Source organism: Porphyromonadaceae bacterium W3.11, from assembly GCA_030434245.1.
Lineage (GTDB): Bacteria > Bacteroidota > Bacteroidia > Bacteroidales > Porphyromonadaceae > Porphyromonas_A.
Map to the genome: position 1 here is coordinate 15,250 of JAUISX010000002.1, position 25,134 is coordinate 40,383.

Annotated in this window: 21 protein-coding genes and 1 tRNA gene; all 22 read right to left on the reverse strand. The window is 41.4% G+C overall.

Annotation, left to right across the window (positions count from 1 at the left end):
* Nucleotides 1-125 precede the first annotated feature (125 nt).
* Nucleotides 126-872 (reverse strand): hypothetical protein, encoded by a 747-nt coding sequence (locus QYZ87_02685; GenBank protein MDN4753436.1) that lies wholly within the window; start codon nt 870-872, stop codon nt 126-128.
* Nucleotides 869-2,251: a UDP-N-acetylmuramate--L-alanine ligase gene (gene murC, locus QYZ87_02690; GenBank protein ID MDN4753437.1), complete on the reverse strand. Its 1,383-nt coding sequence runs from the start codon at nt 2,249-2,251 to the stop codon at nt 869-871. Before murC ends, QYZ87_02685 begins: the two co-directional genes overlap by 4 nt.
* Before the next feature lie 8 nt (nt 2,252-2,259).
* On the reverse strand, nt 2,260-3,408 hold the full coding sequence (gene murG, locus QYZ87_02695) for an undecaprenyldiphospho-muramoylpentapeptide beta-N-acetylglucosaminyltransferase (protein MDN4753438.1): 1,149 nt from the start codon (nt 3,406-3,408) through the stop codon (nt 2,260-2,262).
* On the reverse strand, nt 3,389-4,795 hold the full coding sequence (locus tag QYZ87_02700; protein MDN4753439.1) for an FtsW/RodA/SpoVE family cell cycle protein: 1,407 nt from the start codon (nt 4,793-4,795) through the stop codon (nt 3,389-3,391). Before QYZ87_02700 ends, murG begins: the two co-directional genes overlap by 20 nt.
* Nucleotides 4,796-4,808: 13 nt before the next feature.
* The gene (locus QYZ87_02705; protein ID MDN4753440.1) at nt 4,809-5,207 is read right to left on the reverse strand and encodes a hypothetical protein; all 399 of its coding nucleotides are present in this window, start codon (nt 5,205-5,207) and stop codon (nt 4,809-4,811) included.
* A 9-nt stretch (nt 5,208-5,216) separates the two neighbouring features.
* Entirely contained in the window at nt 5,217-6,107 is an 891-nt protein-coding gene (locus QYZ87_02710; protein ID MDN4753441.1) for a 4-hydroxy-3-methylbut-2-enyl diphosphate reductase, read from the reverse strand.
* Nucleotides 6,104-6,796, reverse strand: a complete 693-nt coding sequence (cmk, locus tag QYZ87_02715) for a (d)CMP kinase (protein MDN4753442.1) — start codon at nt 6,794-6,796, stop codon at nt 6,104-6,106. The genes QYZ87_02710 and cmk overlap by 4 nt, the downstream gene beginning before the upstream one ends.
* A 33-nt stretch (nt 6,797-6,829) precedes the next feature.
* Nucleotides 6,830-7,801, reverse strand: coding sequence for an NAD(P)-dependent oxidoreductase (locus QYZ87_02720; GenBank protein ID MDN4753443.1), 972 nt, complete (start codon nt 7,799-7,801; stop codon nt 6,830-6,832).
* 61 nt (nt 7,802-7,862) lie between these two features.
* Complete coding sequence (locus QYZ87_02725) at nt 7,863-10,676, reverse strand: putative LPS assembly protein LptD (GenBank protein MDN4753444.1); 2,814 nt, start codon at nt 10,674-10,676, stop codon at nt 7,863-7,865.
* Between the two features lie 213 nt (nt 10,677-10,889).
* The gene (locus QYZ87_02730; GenBank protein MDN4753445.1) at nt 10,890-12,425 is read right to left on the reverse strand and encodes an NAD(P)H-hydrate dehydratase; all 1,536 of its coding nucleotides are present in this window, start codon (nt 12,423-12,425) and stop codon (nt 10,890-10,892) included.
* Nucleotides 12,426-12,446: 21 nt separating this feature from the next.
* Nucleotides 12,447-13,466 (reverse strand): hypothetical protein, encoded by a 1,020-nt coding sequence (locus tag QYZ87_02735; protein MDN4753446.1) that lies wholly within the window; start codon nt 13,464-13,466, stop codon nt 12,447-12,449.
* A 119-nt stretch (nt 13,467-13,585) separates the two neighbouring features.
* Nucleotides 13,586-13,777, reverse strand: a complete 192-nt coding sequence (locus QYZ87_02740) for a hypothetical protein (protein MDN4753447.1) — start codon at nt 13,775-13,777, stop codon at nt 13,586-13,588.
* A gap of 115 nt (nt 13,778-13,892) precedes the next feature.
* A tRNA-Arg gene (locus QYZ87_02745) sits at nt 13,893-13,969 on the reverse strand.
* Nucleotides 13,970-14,247: 278 nt separating this feature from the next.
* The gene (locus QYZ87_02750; GenBank protein ID MDN4753448.1) at nt 14,248-15,276 is read right to left on the reverse strand and encodes a S24 family peptidase; all 1,029 of its coding nucleotides are present in this window, start codon (nt 15,274-15,276) and stop codon (nt 14,248-14,250) included.
* Nucleotides 15,277-15,288: 12 nt separating this feature from the next.
* Nucleotides 15,289-15,666: a VOC family protein gene (locus QYZ87_02755; protein MDN4753449.1), complete on the reverse strand. Its 378-nt coding sequence runs from the start codon at nt 15,664-15,666 to the stop codon at nt 15,289-15,291.
* A 26-nt stretch (nt 15,667-15,692) separates the two neighbouring features.
* Nucleotides 15,693-16,139: a hypothetical protein gene (locus QYZ87_02760; GenBank protein ID MDN4753450.1), complete on the reverse strand. Its 447-nt coding sequence runs from the start codon at nt 16,137-16,139 to the stop codon at nt 15,693-15,695.
* A 57-nt stretch (nt 16,140-16,196) separates the two neighbouring features.
* Nucleotides 16,197-17,087 (reverse strand): hypothetical protein, encoded by an 891-nt coding sequence (locus QYZ87_02765; protein MDN4753451.1) that lies wholly within the window; start codon nt 17,085-17,087, stop codon nt 16,197-16,199.
* Nucleotides 17,088-17,110: 23 nt separating this feature from the next.
* Nucleotides 17,111-17,806 (reverse strand): DUF3256 family protein, encoded by a 696-nt coding sequence (locus tag QYZ87_02770; protein MDN4753452.1) that lies wholly within the window; start codon nt 17,804-17,806, stop codon nt 17,111-17,113.
* A 3-nt stretch (nt 17,807-17,809) separates the two neighbouring features.
* The gene (locus QYZ87_02775; protein ID MDN4753453.1) at nt 17,810-19,219 is read right to left on the reverse strand and encodes a PDZ domain-containing protein; all 1,410 of its coding nucleotides are present in this window, start codon (nt 19,217-19,219) and stop codon (nt 17,810-17,812) included.
* Between the two features lie 385 nt (nt 19,220-19,604).
* The gene (gene nfsB, locus QYZ87_02780; GenBank protein MDN4753454.1) at nt 19,605-20,264 is read right to left on the reverse strand and encodes an oxygen-insensitive NAD(P)H nitroreductase; all 660 of its coding nucleotides are present in this window, start codon (nt 20,262-20,264) and stop codon (nt 19,605-19,607) included.
* A 1,165-nt stretch (nt 20,265-21,429) separates the two neighbouring features.
* On the reverse strand, nt 21,430-21,744 hold the full coding sequence (locus QYZ87_02785; GenBank protein MDN4753455.1) for a hypothetical protein: 315 nt from the start codon (nt 21,742-21,744) through the stop codon (nt 21,430-21,432).
* 181 nt (nt 21,745-21,925) lie between these two features.
* Nucleotides 21,926-25,078, reverse strand: coding sequence for an efflux RND transporter permease subunit (locus tag QYZ87_02790; GenBank protein MDN4753456.1), 3,153 nt, complete (start codon nt 25,076-25,078; stop codon nt 21,926-21,928).
* Nucleotides 25,079-25,134 lie beyond the last annotated feature (56 nt).

The window sequence follows — 25,134 nt, forward strand, 5'->3', positions numbered from 1 at the left end:
GATTTTCACCTCTCCTATTGATTTTTTATACTTATAGGATCAATCTCAAAATTAAGAGATAGTCATTTTAGACATCTATGACTGTTACGATGAAGTCCGAAGAAATTCTGAGAAGAGGAGACCTATTAGCGTGCTTTACAAACGATCTGATTATCAAATGATAATTTAATAAGACCATATTTATTCGCACCTACTTGTGGTACAATCTCTTTGTAGAATATTTTGATCTTGTCCAAGTCTTCATCTAGATTTTGAACTCCTATAGTCTCAAAAACGTAATCCCCCACCCTGGGATAAAAGTGTATCTTGCTTGGAGAGAAGACCTCTATCAGACCGAAAAAGGAATACCATTCATCATGCTCCTGTAGATATTGTGCTAAAGGTAATAAGACCTCCTTACGCATCTCCTCATCGTCCTTTGAAAGCTTGACTATTGGTAAATAGACAGCCACCCCACCATTTGTAGATAAATAATCTCCATCTTCATCAAGAAAGTAGGATTTATCAGAATTGAAAAATCGTAAAATTGGTTTTCGTCCTGTAATATCAATATTCAATTGATGTTCTTCAGGGGAAATATAAGCATTAACACTTTTAATAAATGGTATATTACTCTTTAAGGCCGTCTCGACATCCTCTGTATTAATCGCTTGAAGCTTTTCATCTTCAATGTTAAATGGAAGATGCTTGATGATGACCTCCTTAGGCAAAAGCTCTTCGGACTTACTTGGGTGATGCACATCGATATGTGTTAGCTTTGGAACTACAGAGTACCGAGCCTGCCCTTTCATTAGAAAATAGGAAGCACCTAAGCCCCCTAGCAAAACCAGAGCTAAAATCCACTTAAGTATTATAATGATAGTTTTCTTCATACATCATCATACAATTGAATCGTACGTAGATAGTCCTTTACTTTTGGCAATTCATACTCGATATCTCCAGCACCCATCATAACAACTACTTCTGAACTGTGCTTCCTTAACTCATCAATCAAGCCTTCCTTCGAAACAGAGATAACACTCTTAGCCGTCACCAATTGAGATAAGGCATCGGATGTAATGCCTGGAATAGGCTCTTCGCGAGCTGGGTATATAGGGATCAAGATCACATCATCAACGAGGGACAGAGCTTCCGCAAACTGTGACATAAAGTCTGCCGTACGACTGAAGAGGTGGGGCTGGAAAACGACAGTAACTTTCTTATTTGGGTAGAGCTTGCGAATAGAGCCTAAAGATGCTCGTATCTCATCAGGATGATGTGCATAATCATCAATCATAATGGGATGATTAGGTTCATTCAGCCATATTTCGAAGCGTCGTCTAGAGCCTCTAAAGCTTGACAATGCGTGACGTAACTCTGCTTCTGTAGCACCCAGCAGCTTTGCTAAAGCAAGAGCCGCTGTAGCATTGAGCACATTAATCTCTATTGGAGTGCCGATCTTTAGGGTTTTCAATACTCCTCCTGGGAAATGCCAGTCAAAAAAGAGTTCTCCTTCATCATAAGTCAGATTGGAATAATAGTAGTCACATGATCTACTGCTACCATAGGAGAAGCATTGAATATCCTCTCTGAGTGGTAAAAGATGGACTGATTCATGCACTAATAAGTAGCCATTTGACTTAATAGACTCAGCAAATATCTGAAATGCTTCTTTGTATGCCTCAGCTGTACCATATATATCAAGATGATCGGCTTCCGTAGATGTAATGATAGCATGAGAGGGGGTTAGTTGATGAAAGGAGCGGTCATACTCATCAGCCTCTACCACTACATAAGGACTAAGCTCATTGAGATACAAGTTAGATCCATTTTTTTGAGATACCCCACCAAGGAAAGCATTCGTACCGATGTGCGATTCGTCTAAAAGATGAGCTAGGAGAGTACTTGTGGTCGTTTTACCATGTGCCCCCGCCACACAAAGAGCTTGGTGCTGACGTGTGATTTCACCAAGAACAACCGAGCGCTTGAGTTGCTCATAGCCATGGCTATCATAATACTGACGTATCTTATTATCCATGTGGATAGCTGGGGTATAAACGACTCTGACCTTGTTGGGGGCTTGGAACGCTTGTGGAATCTGGTTAGGATCGTCTTCATAGATAATATGAGCTCCCGCCTCCTCCAAAGCCATAGACACTTTAGAGCGAATACGATCGTATCCTGCTACAGGGTAGCCGTAGTATAGATAATATCGTGCGATGGCACTCATTCCAATACCACCAATACCAATAAAAAAGATGGGCTCCTTCATATCTTCGTTTATTTCTCTAAGCTTTTCTCTAAAACAATGCGTTCAACCTCATCCACAATCTTTTTTGCAGAATCGGGTAATGCTAGTTTTGATACATTCTCTGATAGCTCTTTTAATGTAATATCATCATTAATAAGCTGAAGGGCTGTTTCCATCAACAGTCTATCTGCGTCTTTATCAGCAACCATTACAGCAGCATTCTCACGAACCAACGCTTCAGCATTTCTAGTCTGGTGATCCTCCGCAACATTAGGGCTCGGAACTAAGATAGAGGGCATAGCTAGCAAACAGAGTTCAGAGATAGAACTAGCACCTGCTCTTGAAATAACCAAATCGGCAATAGAGTATGCATACTCCATATGGCTAATAAAGTCTGTGAGAAGAATATTACGACCATCCAGACCCTTCTCGGAAAGAATCCGCTGAGCATCATCGATATAAAACTTGCCACATTGCCAGATCATTTGGACCTCATTCTCCATCGCAACGACTCTATTAAGAGCGTTAATAACACTATTATTTATGGTCCTTGCACCCAAACTGCCTCCTATGATTAAGATAGTTCTCTTCTTGGGATCAAATCCAAAATATTCATAAGCCATAGGTAGCTTCCTAGAAGTGTCCAAGAGCCCACTTCTCACTGGATTTCCAGTGAGAATTATTTTTTTATTAGTGAAAAACCGCTCCATCCCTTTATAGGCGACACAGATTGCTTCCGCCTTTTTACCAACTAATTTATTAGCCTTTCCTGCATATGAGTTCTGTTCCTGTACCAATGTTGGGATACCTTGTTTAGCTGCTTCTATAAGTGTAGGAGCACTAGCATACCCCCCCACGCCTATAGCTATTTGTGGCTTCATCACCTTTATTTGCTTTCGTACTTGCCGAGTACTTTTCAGGAGCTTCCACAGTGTACGAATATGTTTGAATGGATTCTTTCCACGACTAAGTCCTTCTACAGGCAATAGCATTATTTCGTAACCCGCTTCCGGAATACGCTCCGCCTCCATACGGCCATGAGCTCCCACGAATAGAATCCTACACTTGGGGTACCGCCTATGAATCTCATTAGCTATTGATAACGCTGGAAAAATATGTCCTCCAGTACCGCCACCACTTATCATTACCTGTTTTAATTCAATCTCCTTCATACTCATCCTTCATCTCCTCATATCCACTCTGAAAATCATCTGTCAAATCTGGGACTTTATTAGCTTCCACTACGGGCATCCCTTCTATCCCTGATGCATCTGCCACTTCCCTCTGTCTAATGATCTTCCCCTCATTACTTGCACTCAATAAGATGCCAAAATAAATCGCTGTGATCACATAGCTCGATCCCCCCTTACTAACGAAGGGTAAGTTTTGTCCTGTGATAGGGAATAGATTAACGCAGATCAGGATATGTATTATCGCTTGCAATGTTATAATCAAGCCTATCCCCATCGTTAATAGTGACCGATACGTTCCTCGAGACTCTCTGGCAATGCCCCCCACGAAGAAAAAAAGTGCAAGGTATGCACCGATGACAATAATGGCACCTAAGAGACCTCGCTCCTCCAAAATAATACTAAATGCAAAATCGGAATAAGCTTCGGGCAAAAAGTTGCGAAGCTCACTTTTACCAAACCCTACGCCCATTAGGCCACCATTAGCAATCGCTTTCTGAGACGAGACGACCTGAAGATCTTTATTAGAGGAGTCAGAGTACGTTGTCTCATTAATTGGAGCATTGACCTGTGTTACAAATCGTTTGATACGCATAACACCGGTACTTGAACGCCCAACCTTAGAGAGTGCTTTTCCTACAAATGTCCTCTCTGCCGCACCTGACTCTATGTCCTTAGGATCGGGCATCATTATGATTACACCAGCCACAAATATAAAACCAGCAACAGCTACGAGCGTGGTTCGAAACATCATCTTTTTGTTAGCTCGACCGATCAAAGCCATGAAGTAAATAACAGAGGCGAGAATAACGGCTGTAGATATATTATCGATAAAGATAATACCACAAACTAAGACGGTCGCATAGGCGATTTTCTTGAAGGTCTTTATAGATGCGTGCTCTCCTTTGGGAAGGTGCAATAGTGCTGCCACATAATTAATCAAAGCCAAGCGTGCCAACTCTGACGGTTGAAAAGAGATTGGTCCGATCGAAAGGGAGCGCTTCGCATCATTAATATCATTACCAACAAAGAAAACTAAGATCAATAAAAAGACTGAAGCGATAAGGATAACGGTTGAATACCTTTTAAAGTACTTCGTTCCAATATGCGACACCCCCACGCAGAAACAAAGTGCAATAAGCATAAAAAACAAGTGCTTTCCAAAAAAAAGGAAGAAGCTACTGCCTTGATTTAAAGACTCAAAGGCTTTAGTAGAACTGGCTGAAAAGATCACCCATGTACTAACTAGCATAAGGACAATCATCACACCCCAGATACTTCTGCTCCCTATAAAGAGATCAGAAAGCGTCTTATTCATAAAAGGGATCTTATAATTCGAAAGGACTGTATCGTTATCAGTATTATGATCTCCCATTATCTAAAATCACTCAAAAATTATTTTCATTAAAGTTATTCACATAGATATATTTGAGAGAGCCATCTTCATTAATAAAAATCTTGACGACAATGAAGTACAGTTGCTCATCTTTTTTATAGAGATTGTCAAACTGCTCTATATTTTCTATTAGGATATATCCTTTCTCTTTCAACAGTTCAAGAGCTGGAATATCATGTACTTTTTTAAGTTTCTCAATAAACTGAGTATCTTGAGTAGTACTTCTTAATTCATAGGCTACATATTTCCCTTCCATTGTGAAAGGCAAAACAGCCAAGTAGAGCTGATCCACCAACTGAAATTCTTCTGAAAGTGGTGATGAACATCTAACCATTAGGACCAGTATTAAAACGACCCACAGTCCACTTACTTTACTTAATATACTCTTCATATATATTCACTACTCGGAACACCTTTTTTCTTCAATCTCTTTTACCCTCTTCACCACCGCTTCCATTTGCCATACGGGTGTGGAAGTAGCACCACATACACCTACTGTTCGAACCCAATCGGGTAAGGGATCTTCAATCTCACTAGGACTACTTATAAATGTCGTATGTGGATTCGCTTTTTTGGCTGTTTCATATAGCCATCTACCATTGCTACTATTCCGTCCCGCTATAAAGTATATCCAATCTTTACTTTTAGAAAAGGCTGTGATATCTGGAACTCTATTTGAGACTTGACGACATATAGTATCGAAGTATTCGAACGTTACGTTGGGACTTATCCAGCTCTCAATAAAAGTAATTAATTGAGCATACTCCTCGCGACTCATAGTCGTTTGACTAAATAGATAGATCGGCTTATTAGGATCTACCTTATTGATCACCTGCTCAGTTGACTGTACCACAATAGCTTCTCCCTTTGTCTGCCCCACTAATCCAATCACCTCGGCATGCCCTTCCTTACCAAAGATTACAATCTGAGCGTCCTCATCCCTACTATTTTCGTAGGTGTTTCTAATCTTTCGTTGAAGCCGTAGTACGACCGGACAGGTAGCATCAATGATCTCCAACCCTTCAGATCGTACTTTTTCATAAACCTCAGGAGCCTCTCCATGAGCTCTGAATAAAACGCGTGGACCATTAACATCACTCAGACGCTCATGACTTATGGACTTTAGGCCCAAGTCTGAAAGACGCTTTACTTCCTCTCCATTATGTACTATATCTCCAAGCGAATGGAGGGCCCCTCCACTTTTCAGCTGTTCTTCTGCTTTCTTTATCGCATTAATCACGCCGAAGCAGAAACCGCTCTTAGAATCTATTTCGATATCAAGCGTTCTCATCTAAGACCCTCTAGGACTCTCTGCACCATCTCCTCTACTGTGCGTTGTTGTTCATCTAAAGTGAGGTCAGAATTATCCAAGAGGATAGCGTCCTGGGCTTGCTTTAATGGACTAATCTGCCTCGAACTGTCTATACGATCTCTCTCTGTGACATTTTCAAGGATCTCTTCATACTTGACATCATCCCCCTTCGCTCTGAGTTCATCATATCTTCTTTTTGCTCGAACTTCAGGACGTGCTGTCACGAAAATCTTCAGTTCAGCATTAGGCATCACTACAGTACCAACATCTCGACCGTCCATCACAACGCCTTTCTCCTTAGCCATAGCTTGCTGCTGTGCTACGAGATGACGACGAACAGCACCCAATGTAGCGATAGGGCTCACGTGATTAGAGACCTCCATGCCTCTAATCTCTTGCTCCACATCCTCACCATTTAGCAAAAGATGCTGACCTTCAGGATGTGGTTCAAAGCGCAAATTAACCTCATGAAGACGCTTAGAAATCTCCTCTTCCATGGGTTCCCCTTCTGACCAAAGATTGTTCCTTAGGGAGAAAAGTGTAACGCCTCTATACATCGCACCAGTATCTATATAAGTATAGCCAAGACTTTTAGCCAGCTTTTTAGCAATCGTACTTTTACCACAAGACGAATGACCATCCAATGCAATATTTATTCTACCACTCATACGCTTTCTGCTACTAATTAGAAATGATCAATTTCAAATCGAAACAATCGCGATAGGACGATCTTTCTCGAAAAATCCCACAATATTATTGGTCAATTCTTCTGCCATAGCAATACGAGCCTCTCTAGTCTGTGTTCCTACGTGAGGAGTCATACTCACATTTTCTAAATCGTAAAGTTCATCTAGTGGGCAGTCATCATGCTCAAATACATCTAAGCCAGCTCCTGCTATCTTTCCATTCTTAAGAGCCTCTACTAAAGCGGCCTCATCCACCACTTTTCCACGAGCGGCATTGACAAGAATGGCATCCGGCTTCATCATCCCTAACGTTTCTGCATTCACCATATGATGAGACTCAGCAGTATAGGGCATATGCAGGGAGACAACGTCACAAGTGCGGAAAATCTCCTCTGGGCTCGAATAAGTTACACCAAGCTCTTTTTCTTCTTCAGGACTCAGTCTAGTTCGCTTATTATAAAAGACCTGCATCCCAAATGATTGTAACATTTTACCAACAGCCTTCCCTATATTTCCATAGCCAATGATACCGGCCTTCTTTTTATATAGATCCCAGCCCATTCCGTCAGCAAGACTACCTTTCTCACTTGAGCGTTGACGTCTCATCAAACGATCCCACTCTGCTACACGACGGCTTACGCTCAATAGCAGTGCTACAGTCAGTTCTGCAGTCGGCTGAATCACAGCCTGTGGTGTATTGGAAACTGTTATACCCTTAGAGTTGGCATACGCTACATCAATATTATTGAATCCAACGGCATAGTTAGCAATCAACTTCAGGTTTGGGAAATAATCAATAACTTTGGATGTCACTGGGATAGTAAATTCACTGGCGAGGACATCAACATCTTTAGGTAGCTCAGAGAGAAGGTCCTCTGAAAATTTCTTACCTTCAGGAATCGTCAAAACTTCATAACGCTCATAAAGCTCTTCTAATCCGGACGCAACAGTTGGCTGAAATAAAAATAGAATCTTCTTCTTATCCATAACTTCCTTTCTTTATATAGTGAATTTATCTCTTATGTTCATGTTTCTCCCCACAATATACTTAATACCACGTATATCCGCCCCTATTAGGCTGACTACTTTGCTGGTATCTTAGATCCTGCAATAACGAAGACTTAACAGCTATAGAGAAGTGATACGACTTGTAGGGTCCCAATGGGATAAAACTTGCCGTCATACTCCAGCAGTGAAGATCTCTAGTCACATTACAGGACATATTGGTAATTTTCTTCTCATCAAAATTGTAGTTCGCTGAGAAGTTAAGTCTCCAGTTCTTAGTCGGAGAAAACGACCCGTTAAAGCTTAAGTCTTGACGCCACTTATAACCATACTCTTTGATCTCAGGCTTAAATTCGCCTTGTCCTACCGATAAGTTATAATTAAATCCTAAGCTCCAATCCACATTATTCTCCAAATACCCATACTGATCGAAGGTCCCCAACTCATCATCGCCATGACTCATTAGATTAGTTGACTCATTGCCACCAGGTCCATCTCTGTCAGATAACCCATTGTTACCGTATGGGTCGTTATTAAGATTACCTCTATTAGGATCGTCATCACCATCTCCATCACCTTGATCTTTCTTACGCAATCCAAATACCCCCAAAAGTTTTTTTAGATTCTGAGGATTAAGCGTGTACGAAAACGATGTACTGGTACCTCTAAAGCGACCAAGACCTTTTCCATTAAGAACCCTCAGCTTATTCACACGATACGGACTAATACGCCCGTCATGCTCATGGTAGTCATAAGTGTACAGATCAAAAGCTCCACTCAAACGTAGTGTAAACGATTGAGAAAGTCTTAGAGACAAAGAAGCGGAGAGGTCACTCCATTGGAATGAGTCTGCGGCAAGATTATAACTTGTTGACAGGTTAAGGGACTCAATCAGACTGATCTTTTTGAATTCGGTTTCATCTGAAACAGAGTCTGTCTTCTGCTTAATTTTTGCTTCTAAGTTATTGCCTAGCGAAAAGCCGATACTACCGCTCGCTCCTCTCCCAGGAACGCCAAAAAGTTGTCGCTCGTACGGAGAATAATACGTATCCACCTCTCTACCTTCAGGAGTAATATAATTCAACTCTTCCCAATAACCATACTTTTTTGCACCAAAGTCGGGACGATAATTAATGGAGATAGATGGTTCCATTCGGTGACGAATCATATTGACCTTATCTCCCAAGAACGGCAAGGGCTTCCAGAAACCATATACAGTGGTAGATAAGGATAGAGACGCACTATAGTCATATACCCTATTAAAGCCAAAGGTTGTATCTGTTTCAACCACCTTATTCAAAGCAGGATCATATGCCTTTTGAAGCTTAGACATATACCAACGCTCAGTATAGTTAAAGCTAGGCGTTACTTTGATGTATTGACCGAGATCAAAAGAAGCAGAAATAGGGATAGAGTGACTCATCCCGTTACGCCAATCTCTCAGAAGGTTGGTCTTCAGGAGTTGATTCTCTTTCGTCTCGACCGTATTTCGTAGCTGTCCAGAATATGATACCGATATTTTTTCATACCAACGCTCTTTTCCCACTTGCTCTTTACGCTTGAATGGATAGATACGACTCATCGTAATAGATAAGTTAGGTAAAGTCATCGCGACGGTACTATCTCGTGATCTCTGAGTGATATCCATGGACCCGGAGATACTCCAAGGGCTGTTTGGAAAACGTTGGCTAAAGCTAATACTTGAGCTCTTCGTATTCTCCCCCATAATTGCTTGATTGTAGAGACCATCGAGATTATTATGATTATACGAGCTTGTAGAATAGTTTACATTCGCTGAAAAAGTACGATATGGATTGGCCTTAGCATCTTGCTGGTGTGACCACGCGATCCTAAAGTCTGTTCCTTTGGAGTAATCCCCTGCCACTTTATCCCCCCTTATAGTGACCAAGTAACTAGCATCAATAGAGCCACTATAGCGGTACCTCTTGCGATAGGTCGAGCGACCTCGCACACCCCAAGAACCTTTGGTATAGACATCACCAGTCAGTTCGAGATCCACATAATCATTTATGGCAAAGTAATACCCCCCATTTCTCAGATAAAACCCACGCTCCATCTCATCTCCATACGTTGGCATGATCAAGCCAGAAGCACGAGAAGTGGTAAATGGGAAAAAGGCAAAAGGCAACCCAATAGGTAGAGGGACATCTGCAAGCACTAAATAGAGTGGGCCAGCCACTAGATCTTTGCCCGGACGTACTTTTGCCTTAGTCATGGCTATATAGAAGTGGGGATGATCATGATTGGTACAAGTCGTGTATTTAGCATCCGCTAAGTTAAGTGCCTTGGTCTTTAGTCGCTTAGTTTGATTAGCTTTGATGTAACCTTCACCTTGCTGAGTAATGACTTCAGTGATATAACCTTTCTGAGTATGGAAGTTATAATTTATAGCACCAGCTTGATACTCCTCATCATCATTTTTGACTTTCGCATACACCCGCTCTTTCTTAAGGGAGTCTGGATAATCAATATAGGTACTAAACACCGTACCTGTATCTGTCTGAAGTTGCATAAAGTCTCCCTCCAGTTGCTGAGTTAGATAGCTCACCTTACCGCTACCATACATCCTCACAAGATTTCGCTTAGACAGAATCACGAGTGAATCTTGGGCCTCAAAATCCACTGGAGCAGTCAATTGCCCAGACTTCACAGAGTCTGTAGTTATGGAGTCATTCGGCAAAGAATCAGAAACAACTATGGACTCATCCTTAGAAATACGATTAGAACGAGTGCGTACAGAATCTGGCTGTAATAGAGGGGCCATAACACTATCCCGTTCGAGGACATCTCCCTTCAAAAGAGTATCATTAAGTACATATTGAAGTGCAAGATCCATCTCTCGACTCAATCTCCCCGCCCTTGCATAAGGGCTAATTAGGAATGAGAAGAGAAAATACCCTACCAGTATAAACAGTATGAGAGATGAGCTGATTCGCTTCACTAGCTGTACTTTTGCAACCTTTATAGGTATTATTAATAACGAACAAAGATACTTAAATCTCTGATGACTCTATTTGACTTCCCATGATTTAACATGTCATAATCCAATTTAATACATGGACCGTTGCTCCCTATCGTTCTTAAAGCGCTTGAATGCTATGGGCAGCTGATCTATCAGCTTGGATGCTGTGAGACTCTCCTGACAAAAGGCAGAAGCATATAAGTCAGCAGCAAAACCATGTATATAAGCAGCTATGCAACAGGATTGGACGGCCGTATGTCCCTTACCAAAAAGAGCTAGGATAATACCCGCCAACACATCTCCCGAACCTGCTGTCGCCAAACCTGGATTACCTGAGGTATTAAAATAAACCATTCCATCGGCACTACATGTCGCTGAATATGCCCCCTTCAGCAAAATATTCAACTTGTGAGTCTTTGCTACATCAATAGCTTTCATCAGCCGGCTATATGAGTTTTGAGAGGCCCCAAACAAGCGATCAAACTCGCCCTCATGGGGCGTAAGAATAGATCCCTCTGGAACTAACGCTAATAGATCTTCATCAGCATTAGCAATGATATTCAACGCATCCGCATCCAAGATCATAGGTCGGCGATAATTCTGCATCAAGTACTCTAAAGCAAATCGACTCTCTGTGGACTGACCTAATCCGGGACCGACAGCGATCGTATCATAATCCTCGATCTTCAAGCTATCTGCCGAAAAGCTATCGGAAGAGAAGTCTATTGAGACCAAGGCCTCTGGCAGTGCTACATGTGCAACCGTTTCATAACCCTTGGGCAAGTGAAGGGTCAGATGACCGACACCAGAAGTCATAGCCGCCTTACCAGCTAAGATTGGAGCTCCTATCATCCCTCTACTTCCTCCAATCAGTAAGACCTTACCATAATCATACTTATGAGTAAAAGTTCCTCTTCGTGGAAAAGCATGCTCCATCTCAAAGGTATCAAAAAGCTTAAAATCACTCTCAACAACATCACTGGGCAGGTTGATACCTAAGTTCATAACACTCCACGACCCAACGATTGAATGGTTTTCTCTGAAGAGAAAAGAGAGCTTCGGACTGTAATAGGTATAAGTCAGATTGGCTTTGAATATTTTAGAGGTGTCATTATCTTTATTATCACCCTCTAATAAACCACTCGGGATATCAATGGAGATCTTCGTAGCCTGCAAACTATTGAGATACATTATGACATTAGGAGTAGATCCTGTCAGAGGTGTCTGCTGCTCCACCCCACAGATAGCGTCAATCAAAATATCTTCCTCGTTGATAGGAGGTGGAGAAAATTGACTCGTAACCTCCATCAAATAATCCTCATAACTCTCCTTGAAGTTATCCCTCTCATTAATCACAAGCTCAGGGAGTACTCCAGTAGGATTAAGCAAGACAACCATGATTTCATGACCAAGGCTAGCAAGGGTAGTCGCAATTCGTAGCCCCAAGGCACCATTCTCATTAGGGCCTGCAAAGAGTACTACTTTCTGCTTCCCGAAGAAATCCTTTTTGAATTGCATGCAAAAAGCATTACTCTTCTGAGCTCTCAACTCACTTTCAGAGAGATTCTGCTCTTGCAAAATTTTATTTTCCAACTCCTTGACTTGGAAATAATTATATATCATTCGCATTAGTGATCCTCCTAATTAGTCTTCAACAAACACCAGATTCTCCTTCTGCTGTAATTTATCTGCCCACATATCACATGAAGGCAAGAATTTTTCTTCAATAAGCTTATCTCGCATGTCCGCTATTGAGGCAAACGCAGTATCTAATCTCTCTATATCTGCTTCACGACAACGCAATTCCACATGCCTACACCCTTCATCATCTATCAACGTTGGCAAGGCTCCAAACACATAAGGGTATCTATCCGAATGATGATACCTTGAGGTTGGGAGAATAAATGGGGTCTTATCATCAGCCATCAACATCCTCAAACTCAAGACCGCAGGACTCTGATACGCAGTATGTCCTCTATGCTTATAGATCGTAGTTCCAGCATACATGACTTCATCAAGAATCTCCTTTTGTTCCTCAATGTTCAACATCTCTGAGATAGGTCTTCCATTATGCTTGGCCAGCCCGATCATGGGGGCCATCTTCATGTCATGACTACCTAGTGTCAATGCACTACCCAGCTCATTCATAGGAATATCTAGCTTCCTCGACAGACTACGACGAAATCTCGTAGTATCCAACGCAGAAAGAGACATCACCTGTTCGGGATCCAAACCACTATGAACCAAAATCAGCAAACCCATCAAATCAGAAGGATTGCTCACGCAGACAACTCTTCGAACAGAAGAAGGACAGCTATTGATAGCCTCACCCAGCTCTTTCGCTAATGGGGCATTGCCTAACAACATAGACTCACGGCTCTGAAGCTTAGCTCTCGTACTTCTAGAGAAAAACACATAGCCACCCTCCGATAGAGCATCGTCCACTGAAGTGGTTATCCTCACATCTATCTCGTCAAAATAAGACTCCTCTAACTCGTCTTTCAGCCCCTGAAGGCGGGACTCATCACTCCCGTGTAGTACAAAACGCCTACTGAAGTTATTCAAAGCTGCATAGAAAGCTAGCTCACTCCCCAACATGCCAGTAGCACCATAAATAACCAATGGTTGCTCCGTAAAAAATACGCTCTTTTCCCCTACTTTCATTCTTGCATAACCTATATACAAACCAACCCAATGACAACCTGAGACTCCAGCCTCGAAGTTATCATCAGGTAAGTGATAATTTTTTTACAACTAGATTTACCCCTTAGGGCAAGAGTCGCTTATTTAGAATTCTCAGGAAGAGAATTAGCCTTCTTATCTAAAAATATATGCAGGATATACCCCACGACAACTAATGCTAAACCTATGATCAATCCAGTATTAGACTGTCCTGTACCAGCAACACCTAAATAAATTAGATAGCCTGCACCGATTAAGAGGAGAATCACTCCCAAGTTACTTAAAGCCTTCATATAACTATATATTGTAAGTTTTCTTATTTATTATCTCATACAAAGTAAATGATTTTTTGTCATTTTTCCAAGCCATTAGACATGAAATAATGCCATCTCACTTAACATTCTATAATGGTGACCCAGGAGGGGATCAAACCCCCGACCTTCAGAACCGGAATCTGACGCTCTATTCAACTGAGCTACTGGGCCATACCACAGGGAATAACAGCTATAAAAATAGGCCGATACCTCGCATGGTTCACAAATTTACTAAATCTTTTCCAGACAAGACGCCATTGAAGTAGGTGGAACAGGGTCTGAATACAATAACAGACCTTGAAAGATCGTGTTGCTTTTATTGCATCTTTGCAAATAGGTGTACTAAGTATGATCGACAGGTGATATTATGAGATATAAATTAGGCAGTTAGACTCTAAAGAAATTATTTCAAATGTATCAGCCCTACTCAGCAAAAACCGAGCAAAACTCTAGCTCTTCATACTCCTACTCACTAACTGCACAACATTGAAGATCCCTATGATATCTTTTAGATGTAATGTAATATCAGGATAATCAGGATTGAGTGAGCGGCAAACAATAGTTTCCTCTTCTAAATTCTGTGAAGCAATCGTCTTGACAATGATTCCCTCCTCTCGTGTCACAAAGACATAATAAGGCCAAGTACGGACATGAAGCCCTTCATTCCAATAACTTCGCTGGATCTGCCGACACAGTAATTTATCGCCATCTACTATCGCATGCACAGAGCCATCATCCATGGATGCTCCTCGAACCGTAAAGATATAATAATTGCCCTTATACTCTCTATCCACAGGTAGCGTCATGGTCTCAAACCCTTCCGGATCTTCATCTCCAAAACCAGTCAATGAGCCAGCGGCAGCAGGATCTGGGATTATGGGGAATACCCTAGTACTCAATACTTCATAGGCTTCAGCATTCCCCTCCCTAAGCTCCTCCTCTTGTCTTCTAAGATAGTCAGCATCTAAGATGTCACCCTGCCCATACAGTAGCCACTCTCGACTATATTTTGGGAAAGCCTGATGAATACGACTCATGGTCTGATCCATAGGATGAGCCTTATCTCTTAAAATACGGTATATCGTACTGCCCGCATTCATCCCGATAGCTTTGGCAAAAGTCTGGACATCCATCTTCTCCTCCTCCATCAGATAAGCGATACGTTCCCATCTATGGGAAAGCTCCGGGAAGGAGGGCTTAGCATGTGTTCTAAGCATCTTCTGCTTTCCCTCCATTAGCCAATCTGCATTGAAGATATCGCCGTATACTCTTAAGAACTGTCTAAGAAAATTCTTTGATAAGTATGGAGATGCTAAACTAAGAGCCCCACGTATCGTTACTGTTTTCAAGCCCGTAGCTTCACTTATATCATCATAAGTGTGAATATACCCCTTCCGTTGAAGATAATCGACACATTTTATCAACCTCTTCTTCCGTTGAAGCCGTTGCTTCTCAGCCGAAACAGTTCTTTTCGCCATTTATACTCCTCTTCAGACCAAAGGCAAAATTTCTATCCAATAACCATCAGGATCACTAATAAAATAGAGCCCCATGTCATGATTTTCATAACAGATACAATTCATCTCACGATGGTATTCACGCCATTGATCATAGTCGCCATCTACCCTCAGACATAGATGATATTCCAAATCCCCCAAATTATAGGGTTCTCTTCGGTCCCTAAGCCATGTTAGCTCCAGCGTAAAGCCAGTGTGTCCATCTCCTAGATAAACCAAGATAAAGGAGCCATCCTCAGCTTCTTTTCTACGAACTTCTTTTAATCCTAGAGCCTTTTCGTAGAAGGCTAAACTTCTATCCAAGTCTAAGACGTTAAAGTTAAAGTGATCAAAACGAGCCTTTAATTCCATCCCTCTATTTCTTTATTAATAAATTCTTATTCATTGGCGTAAATGGGATCCTCTCCCTCTAGCTTAAATCGCAATCGCCACCTTTTCTTCCCCTCATCATAAGCATGGGAATAGAGTATAAATCGCCCACACTGCTGAGTATGCTCTACATGGTCACCGATACACAGACAGACATCATAGTCACCAACCATAGCCAGTCGGACCGCTTCCGAAGCGTCCTCTGGGATACGGCTGAGATCCACACCATATTGAACAGCATTAGCCTGATCTGTGACCAAAAATGTAACGGGTAGATCCTCCAACAACACTCTATTAACCTCCTCCTCTAGAGCCTGAGCATCTGCTTCTGTAGGCGTCGTATCCATAATAAAATCCATTCGGGATTTCTTACGCTCCACATGAGCACTCACACTCCTACCTGTCCCAAAGAGTCGCACCATCGCACCATTGATGATATGCTCTACCGTATGCATCGGAGGATACTCCTTCTTATCATGTTCGTTGAACTGTACCAAAACGTTCTTTCTTGATTATAACGTGAATGAAAACCTCCCTATCAGATAACCCTCAGCAAAAAATTCGGCTTGATAGTTCCCTTCGGTCAGATACTCCTGGATATCCCAATACATCACCATAGGCAGCAACTCACCTCCATACTCCACTTGACGTGATACAGAATAAGGCACTTTTGCTCCCTCAAAGTCGAAAGTACCGCTCACACCAGCCTGCTCTAAGAGTAATCCATCTGGAGTCGTAATCCTCATGTATATATCTTTATAACCAGGCTCTGCAGTCACATTACTATCAATATTGAAAGAAAATTGTAATTGCTTCATTCGCTGTAAGCGACTCGTACTCTTCCCTCTTGAGTTAAGCCCCTGTGCACTAAAACTGGACACCGAAAGTTTTGCAGCCAGGGTCACCTGTTCTACCAGACGTTCCCGTTCAGCTTTCAGCTGCTGACGCTCCGAAGTCACCGCAGAGATCTGACGCTTCACCTCTTGATTCTCCGATCTCAACGCCTGATTTGCGGCATTCAAAGAGTCAATCTGTACCACATAGCTCCTCATAACCTTACGTAGGGTCTCCAGCTCTCTTTTGAGTTCAGCTATCCGAGTCGCATTGGTGTTCTTAACCGTCTTAAGCTCCTCCATCAAACGCTGCACCTTGGCTTGCTCAGTCGCCAACTTCTGAGCTAATGAGTCATTACTAATCTCAAAGCGATATCCCTCGTACTGTAATGCCAACTCATTGTACTCATCTTGGAGCATCTCTTTCTCCAACTGAGTCAGTTCTCGAACACTGGCTATCTCTCTCCTTTGCTGGATAATAGTAAAGACTCCTACTGCTACAATAAGCAACAGAAGGACACTCCCAACGATCACGAGTGCCTTTCTTTGTCTTTTCTTATCCTCTGTCATATCATCTCGTTGCACCACACTACTTACTTCTTTATATAGCTCTTTGATCTTTTACTCCACTCGTATCTCACGCCCTCTTTTTTAAGTAGTGGCATCACATCAGGATGTAATTCACGAGCTAACGCTTCATCAAATGTCGTCATCCTGAAGGACAGCCCAACTCCATCTGCATCTAGGACAATCTGATATGACCACCGACCTCTTTCTACAAGGGCATCCTTGATCTCTCTTCTATTCGAATCATCTGGACTAATAAAGTAATCTGCGGGGTCAGGACTCTGGATAAAATCACTCGTCTCCAAGCGGTTCCAATCCTTATCATAAAAAACTATTACCGACTGCTTAGGCTCTAACAGACTAGTTGCTACCATAGAAATCAGATAGCCCTTAGAACCCTTATAGGGCAAGAGTTTCATCTGGAGTTCCGTTGAAGGATCTAGGGTCATCTGGAGATAGTCATCAGTCAACCGAAGTAGGGTAACTTCAGCCCCCAACATATTCTTACTAGTCTCTATATCAGCCTCACCTTTCAGCTTTGCCTCATAGACCGCAAAGACTTGACTACGTTCCAAATCACCTAACGCTGGAATGACCTCAGAGGGAGCATCTTCAAAGACCTGACGAATGGAAGGCCTTTGAGCCATCATAGCCACCACTCCTATATGCATAAGAATGATAGCTACGATGAACTTTCCTAAAATATCTTTATATAACTTCACGAGTTAGTATAATGTAATATAATCTCTATTTCGCAATTGAGGAGTAACCAATATAGCAGAGCCATCACTCATCTCAAGTACAATATCCTTAATGATAGGCGAATTAATATAGGTGCGATGACTAAATAGATAAGCAAAAGCACTCAGGTATTTAGAATCTTGGATCTTCTCAGCCACCTTGAGGTACTTCGAGACATCCCAATACATATTCTGCTTGAATCCATCAGAATTAGGATAGATCGTACTCTCATCTCTTAGATCCCAAGTGTCATTCAAGAATTCCTTATAAGCCTTACTCATCTTCTCCACAGATGAATCTAATGGCAAGCCATTAATACTAGTAATGCGATCACCAGGACGAATACCTACCTTATCCGCTGGGCTGCCCTTATCCACCCAAACGACCAACTGTAGGTCATTGCTATCATAGTGAATACCCAAATATCTGTAACTCTCCCTATGAATCAAATAGATAGGATTCATGATATACTGTAGGTAAGGGAAGTTAGCCATCAACAAAGGCCCAAAGGCTTTCGCATAATTAGCTGTGCTATAAGAAGCATTTATACGCTCAGTAGCTCTACCACTCCAAAGCTTCACATTATCTTTACCATCAAAGATCTCTACCTCTAAGGTTAGCCTATAGGCACCGAAAAACGCTGGAGCATTAAGACTCAAGAAAGGAAAATCCTGAATTTCCCCAGTATAAGTATTCATCCTATAGTTCCTGAAATTCTCTTCCCTACCTGTACTACTACCTTCTCTATACTCTGGATTGGCCTCTAGTGAATGACGAACAGATACTAATAAGTCGCCACCCTTTTCTACGTATTTCAAGCCTTTCTTCTGAAGTGTTTGCTTGATCTGCTCAGCCTCCTCACCCACACGAGTATTGTTGACAAATGAGAAGCTCTTATATTGTATAAAGTCACGTTGCTCAGGCACAGTGTAAGCAAATGGCATATTGAAACGCCTTGCTGTCACATCCTCTAAGCTATACATACTGAAGGCTTGAGCGAGGTCTGCTTCAGAAAGAGCTCCTACAGGATAGCACTCTTTCCTAAGAGTCACCTTTCTAACAGCGTCACCAAAGTTGGCCAATTCTAAGTCCACCTGACCTTCGGAAGAATTAAGAAGGGCACGATTGATTTGCTCTTCCGACATCTTCTGTGTGCTCTGACCATTAATGGTCTTCAGTACATCACCCACTCTAACCCCTGCTTTTTCAGCTGGAGAACCAGGCACTACCTCCACCACAATGGCATGCGAATCACCCCAATTGGGTTGATAACTAATCTGATAAAGCAATCCTACTTCACAGTGAGAGTTTTGCACACCTACTTTTTGAGCTGAAGCCACCAACACGCTAATCATCACTAGCATGACTGAGGCAAAAAAGGATCTAATCTTCATATTGTTTCTATTTTTCTTAAAACTCCGAATAAATGTCATGAAATATCTATTGGACAACAAATTTTCAAGTACAAATATACCATTATTATCCTACTCATCAATGCACCCCAAGATGTTTTGAAAGACTTAACAAACACATAATGGGGCAGTTCTCACTTTCATAAAGGATATAAACTGATATAGAGAAGTTAGAAGAACCAACAGTTCCACCTCACTTACCAGGGTATCATGCTCATACCATTGGACGAAAATATCCATAGTTCGAGAGTGGTACAAAACACTACAAGCCCCTATAATGAGTCCTTACATCGTTTCACATTATTTTATGCAATATCAATTACTATTATCTATATAGTAATTAGATGTTCTTTTCCCATTATTGACATCATATAATTGTCATAATCTCTTGTTCCGAAAGTCTTGATTTTGGTGTTTTATCTGGAGCGTTAAAATCACTTTCAGCTCTATAGCCAATAGAGACTGCTGCGATTGCAGTAAATCCTTTTTCACGCAAACCAAATTCTTCATCAAGGGCCTTCATATCAAGTCCTTCCATTGGACACGCATCAATTCCAAGAGTAGCAACGCTTAAGAGGAAATTACCAAGATTCAAATAAATTTGCTTTTCCATCCAGTGCTGTAAGTCCTTTAAGTCGTACTTATGAATATCGGTAAAGATATGCCTTCCACCATTTACTTTTTGTTTGATTTCCTCACTAGGGTATCTACCATCACTCTCTTCAGCATCTGATATATGTTGCAAATAATCCTCATCAACGATTGTTTTAGAGCAAAATAATACTACGTGCGAAGCATTCAAAACCTTCTCAGCATTGAAATGGAAAAAACCTTCTGTTCCTTTAGCCATACGTTTTTTACCCTCTTCTGTACTCGCAATCACGAAATGCCAAGGTTGCAAATTCGTACTTGAAGGACTCATCCTCAAAATCTCCTTTACCTTAGCAAAATCTTCTTCTGATATTTTTTTATTAGGATCAAAATCCTTTGAGGAATATCTCTCACTTAATACTTTAATTACATCCATATTGTTTTATTATTTATTGTTTAACTTCTTGAAGATCCTCCCCACCTCTACAAAAGAAAGCCCAGCTACTCTTATTCAAGACCATTTACTATAACCGAGGAATGCCTTAAGCATACTACATATAAGCTCATCGGTATTATGCGATTTTGTAACAACTGTTTTTTTCAATTGTCGGTTTATAGAAGTAGGATCCACATTATCGCAAAAACTTTTGGACCCCGTCTTTCATAATTGCATAAAAAAAACTGTTCCCAATAGTCAGTACAGGTTCTATAAAATAAACATCTGTGTTACCTGATTGTTTTGTACCATTAAAGTCAGCCATTCAATGATAGGGTGTAATGCCAGCTTCATTTCCCTTATTTTAACGTAAGTTAGATTGTGAGCAACCGTACTAAGGGACTTTAAACCTATGACTTAAAGGTTTAAGGATGATTTTCTGAGCATTAAAAGTTATACTTAAGTAACTCTGAGATTAGGTAGTTATTTACACCGCGATAACTCGCGTGGGCTATTTAGGTCTCATTCTTTAAGGAAAACATTCTTCTACTCATAGGAAAAATATTTTTTTGCTATAGGAAGCATTTCTGTTTCATATAACTAAATATTGTCTCACTTTAAACATCAAAAAAGCGGTCACTCTTATAGTCTTAGAAAAGTCCTTTATAGCTTTATATCAACGCAGTACAAATATATAGTTATTTGCAGAAGAGATATAAACTAGTTGCCTGAGTTCTTATACGATTAGCAAAAAACACATCTCTCACAAAATAGAAAATAATATGAATCCTGAAAGCACAAAAATGGGAGCATAATATCCATTAAAATTAAAAGTCCACCTTCTATATATTCTCCCAGTACTTTCTAATGAAGATTCTATAAAAGATACAAGACAGCAACTTCACTTTCGTTTTAACTGATAATTGAAATACACTATTATTCTTAGAGCTGACGCAATCAAGATCGGTTATCAATTAGGATTAGATCGAACTCACGTTACCTGTGAATAGTTGGGCAACGTGAATCTCTCTGGGTGATATATTTCTCTACAAAAAACATTAACCCCACTGATCTGCATCACAGCAAATCAGTGGGGTAATTCAATAAAAAAAAAGAACTTTCGAGAAATTGAATTAATTATTTCACATCTATCGGAATAGTTGTATTACACATTCCCTATAGTTGCACAGGCACTGATATCCCATGTGTAGAGAGCTACCAACTCCGAGTCATTATAGGCATTCTCATTCATCTCATTAATTTGCTCTATGAGAGCCGATACTTTCTGCTCATCCGTCTCCTGAATCATAACGGAGGAGTTATAGCCCGGCCATATCGCAGTATTGAGACGTGGGGAAGAGTAGCTACTCTTAGCTGTCACCTGCTCTATCACCTGATAGTCGCTCATCTCTATCTCATCGATTAGAGAGGTAACCGACTCCAACATACTGACATTACATGTGATGTATATAAACTTCATATTCATTTACTTTTGAAAATTACGTGTATTATGCGTTTTATATTTTGAATTAAAAGAGGAGCAGAGATTCATTCAAAGCATCAAGACGTGACCATGGGAAAATTCAACGGTAAAGATCTGACGCGTAACATCGCTTCTCATTGATATTCTTTTCTCTGCTCCTCTCCTATTCATTTATAGGTTATGCATTGGTCTGGTTCCCTTCTCTCCTTGACTTCAATCGGAAAGATCTACGATCCCGTGCCAATGTGCGATGATAGATCGCAGTATAAATAGCAGGCACTAGGAGTAAGGTCACTAATGTTGAAATCAACAAACCTCCAATAATGGTGACAGCAAGAGGTGAATTCATCTCATGTCCCATACCGGTACTCAAAGCCATAGGAAGCATCCCAAGAATTGTAGTAAGCGAAGTCATTAATACTGGTCTCAGACGTGAACGTCCGGCTTCCATCACGGCATCTCGCAACTGATAACCCCTCTTGCGAAGCATATTGATGTAGTCCACAAGGACGATACCATTATTTACCACAATACCTAGAAGCATAATCAAGCCAATAAAGGTAGTGACACTCAGTGTAATACCTGTGATATAGAATGCCCATATCACACCAACGAGGGTAAATGGTATCGCAAAGAGAATGATGAATGGATCCTTAAAGGACTCAAACTGGGCAGCCATCACCATATAGACGAGGGCAATACCAAGGAAGAAGATGAGATACAGAGACTTGAAAGAGGTACTCTGATCATCTACCTGTCCACCAATCTCTACATTAACTCCTTCGGGGAAGCTGGCATCAGCTATCACCTCCTCAGCAAGAGCCGTAGCGTCTCCTAGGGAGATATTATTAAGCCCTGCGGTAACCTTAACATACCTCTGCTGAGACATGTGCTGGATTTGAAGAGGTCCTAGATCCTCTACAATATCTGCAACGGCTGATAGTGGGACTTGCTGCCCAAGTAGATTAGTAAGCTGAATTTCCTTGAGCTTGGAGATTTCATCTCGATACTCAGGGGCATAGCGAACGACTATTTTATAGTCTTCTCCATTTTCAGTAAAGTTACCAGATTCTGAACCGTAAAGGCTCTGTCTTAATTGCATCCCTATGAGAGCGTTATTTAAGGCTAGTTGTGAGGCTTTCTCTTTGTCCACCACGACTTGTAACTCAAGTTTACCAGGGTCAATGGTTGTGGCTATGTCGCTAAACTCAGGAATCTGTAGGAACTTGGACTCTAAATCACGGGCCACGGCATTCATCTTATTGAAGTCTGTACCAGAGATGACCAGCTCTATCGGCCTCTTATTACCAGTAATAGCAGATGCTAGAACACTTGATCCTGTTACTTTCATCTTCTCTATCTGTGGAATAGCTTCTACCTTACTTCTTATAGCTTCTGCTATCTCCGCAGTAGTTCTTTCTCTCTCTCCTGGTGGCACAAGGTGACAGAGGATAGTACCGACATTTTTACCCTCAGAGAACCCGACAGTAGTCAGAGCTCCCTCTTCGGTCTGTCCTGTAATAGAGACGGCGGCATCATTATTGATCTCGGGGATCTCATCACGCATAATCTCTAGGATCTTTTGACTAATACTATCGGTCTCCACCGCACTAGTCCCAACTTCGGTCTCGAAGACAACCGCCACAGTACTAGCATCAATGTCAGGAATGTAGTCGGTACCGACATTCCTGCCGATGAACATAGTAAAGACAAAGATAAATAATGCTATCAGGATAGTAAGACTCTTGTGGAAGACCACCCATCCAAGAAGTGACTTATAGCCATTTTCCAGCTTATTAAACATCTTCTCACTGGCGATGTAAAACTTAGAGCGATGTATTTTTTCACCTGTACGTGGAGCTTCCTTAAGTAATCTAGAAGAAAGCATCGGAGTGAGGGTCAAAGCGGTGAATAGTGACATGACCATACAGATGGTAGTCAGTATTGCCAATTGCTTAAACATAATCCCTACAATACCGCCCATAAACAACATAGGTAGGAAGACCACCAATGTAGTCGCAGTAGAGGCTAAAATAGCCATACCCATCTCTGAGGTACCAAAGATAGCCGCTTGCTTAGGCTTTGATCCTCTCTCAATATGCTGGGTAATATTCTCAAGTACCACGATGGCATTATCCACCACCATACCAATAGCGATGACTAAAGACATCAAAGAGAAGGTATTAATAGTGTAGCCGAATGCATACATAGCGATGAAGGCACTGATCAGTGAAACCGGCATCGTTAAGAAAACAATCAAACTAGACTTCCACTCTCTTAAGAACATCAATACAACCAAGGTCACAAATACCAAGGCATACAAGATAGATGAAGTCAGGTTATTAACAGAATTAACGACCACCTCATCAGAGCTAAGGACTTCACTGATTTTCACATCAGCAGGAAGTGTTTTCTGAATCTCTTCTATCTTAGCACGTACGGCATTAACTACCTCTACTGTGTTGCTCCCTGATTGCTTTTGCACCATCAGAGCGACACCCTGTCCTTTATGGTTTCTCGCAAAGGCTTCTTTATCCTTAAAGGAATCCTCTACGTTAGCCACATCCTTCAGCCTTACAATATGTCCATTAAAGGACTTAAGTACGGTATTCCCAATCTCACTAACCGACTCAAATTGTCCAGGCATACGAACAGGGAAGTCATAGACCCCCATATTGATATTACCAGCAGGAACACTAATATTGCTCCCTTTCAGCATCATTGTGATCTGCTCGACAGAGAGCTTATAGGCTGAAAGTTTCTGTGGATCAACGCTGACTCTAATCTCACGTTCAGGCTGTCCCATATACACGACAGTACCGACCCCATCAACTTTGCGTAAGGTGGCTGCGATATCGTCCTCTATAATCTGACTGATACCATTGTAATTTTCATTGGCATTAACAGCATAGGCCAGGATTGGCATCATAGAAGAGTTGATCTTATATATAATCGGCTGCATTGCCTCAGCTGGCAAGGCAGACTTGGCTAGCTCTATAAGGTCTCTAGCATTATTGGCTGCGGAGGTGGCGTCGCCTCCCCAGTTGTAGTTCAATTGAATGACAGAGACATTTTCCTTAGAGGTAGACTTAATCTCCGTAAGCCTTTCGGCTCCCGAAAGGACGGTCTCTAGTGGCTTAGTCACCTGTTCCTCCACCTCATTAGCCGAAGCTCCTGGGTAAACAGTAAGAACTGTTACTGAGGGGATCTCCATATCTGGCATCATATCCAGGGGAAGCATCTTCATGGAGACGATTCCAAGCAACATGATAGCCAAAAATAGCATAGTGGTAGCTACAGGTCTCTTTACGCCTATTTCAGGTAATTTCATTTTTATATTTCTTTTTAAGTTAAGACTTTACTGGAAGTCTACTCAGAGGATCACTC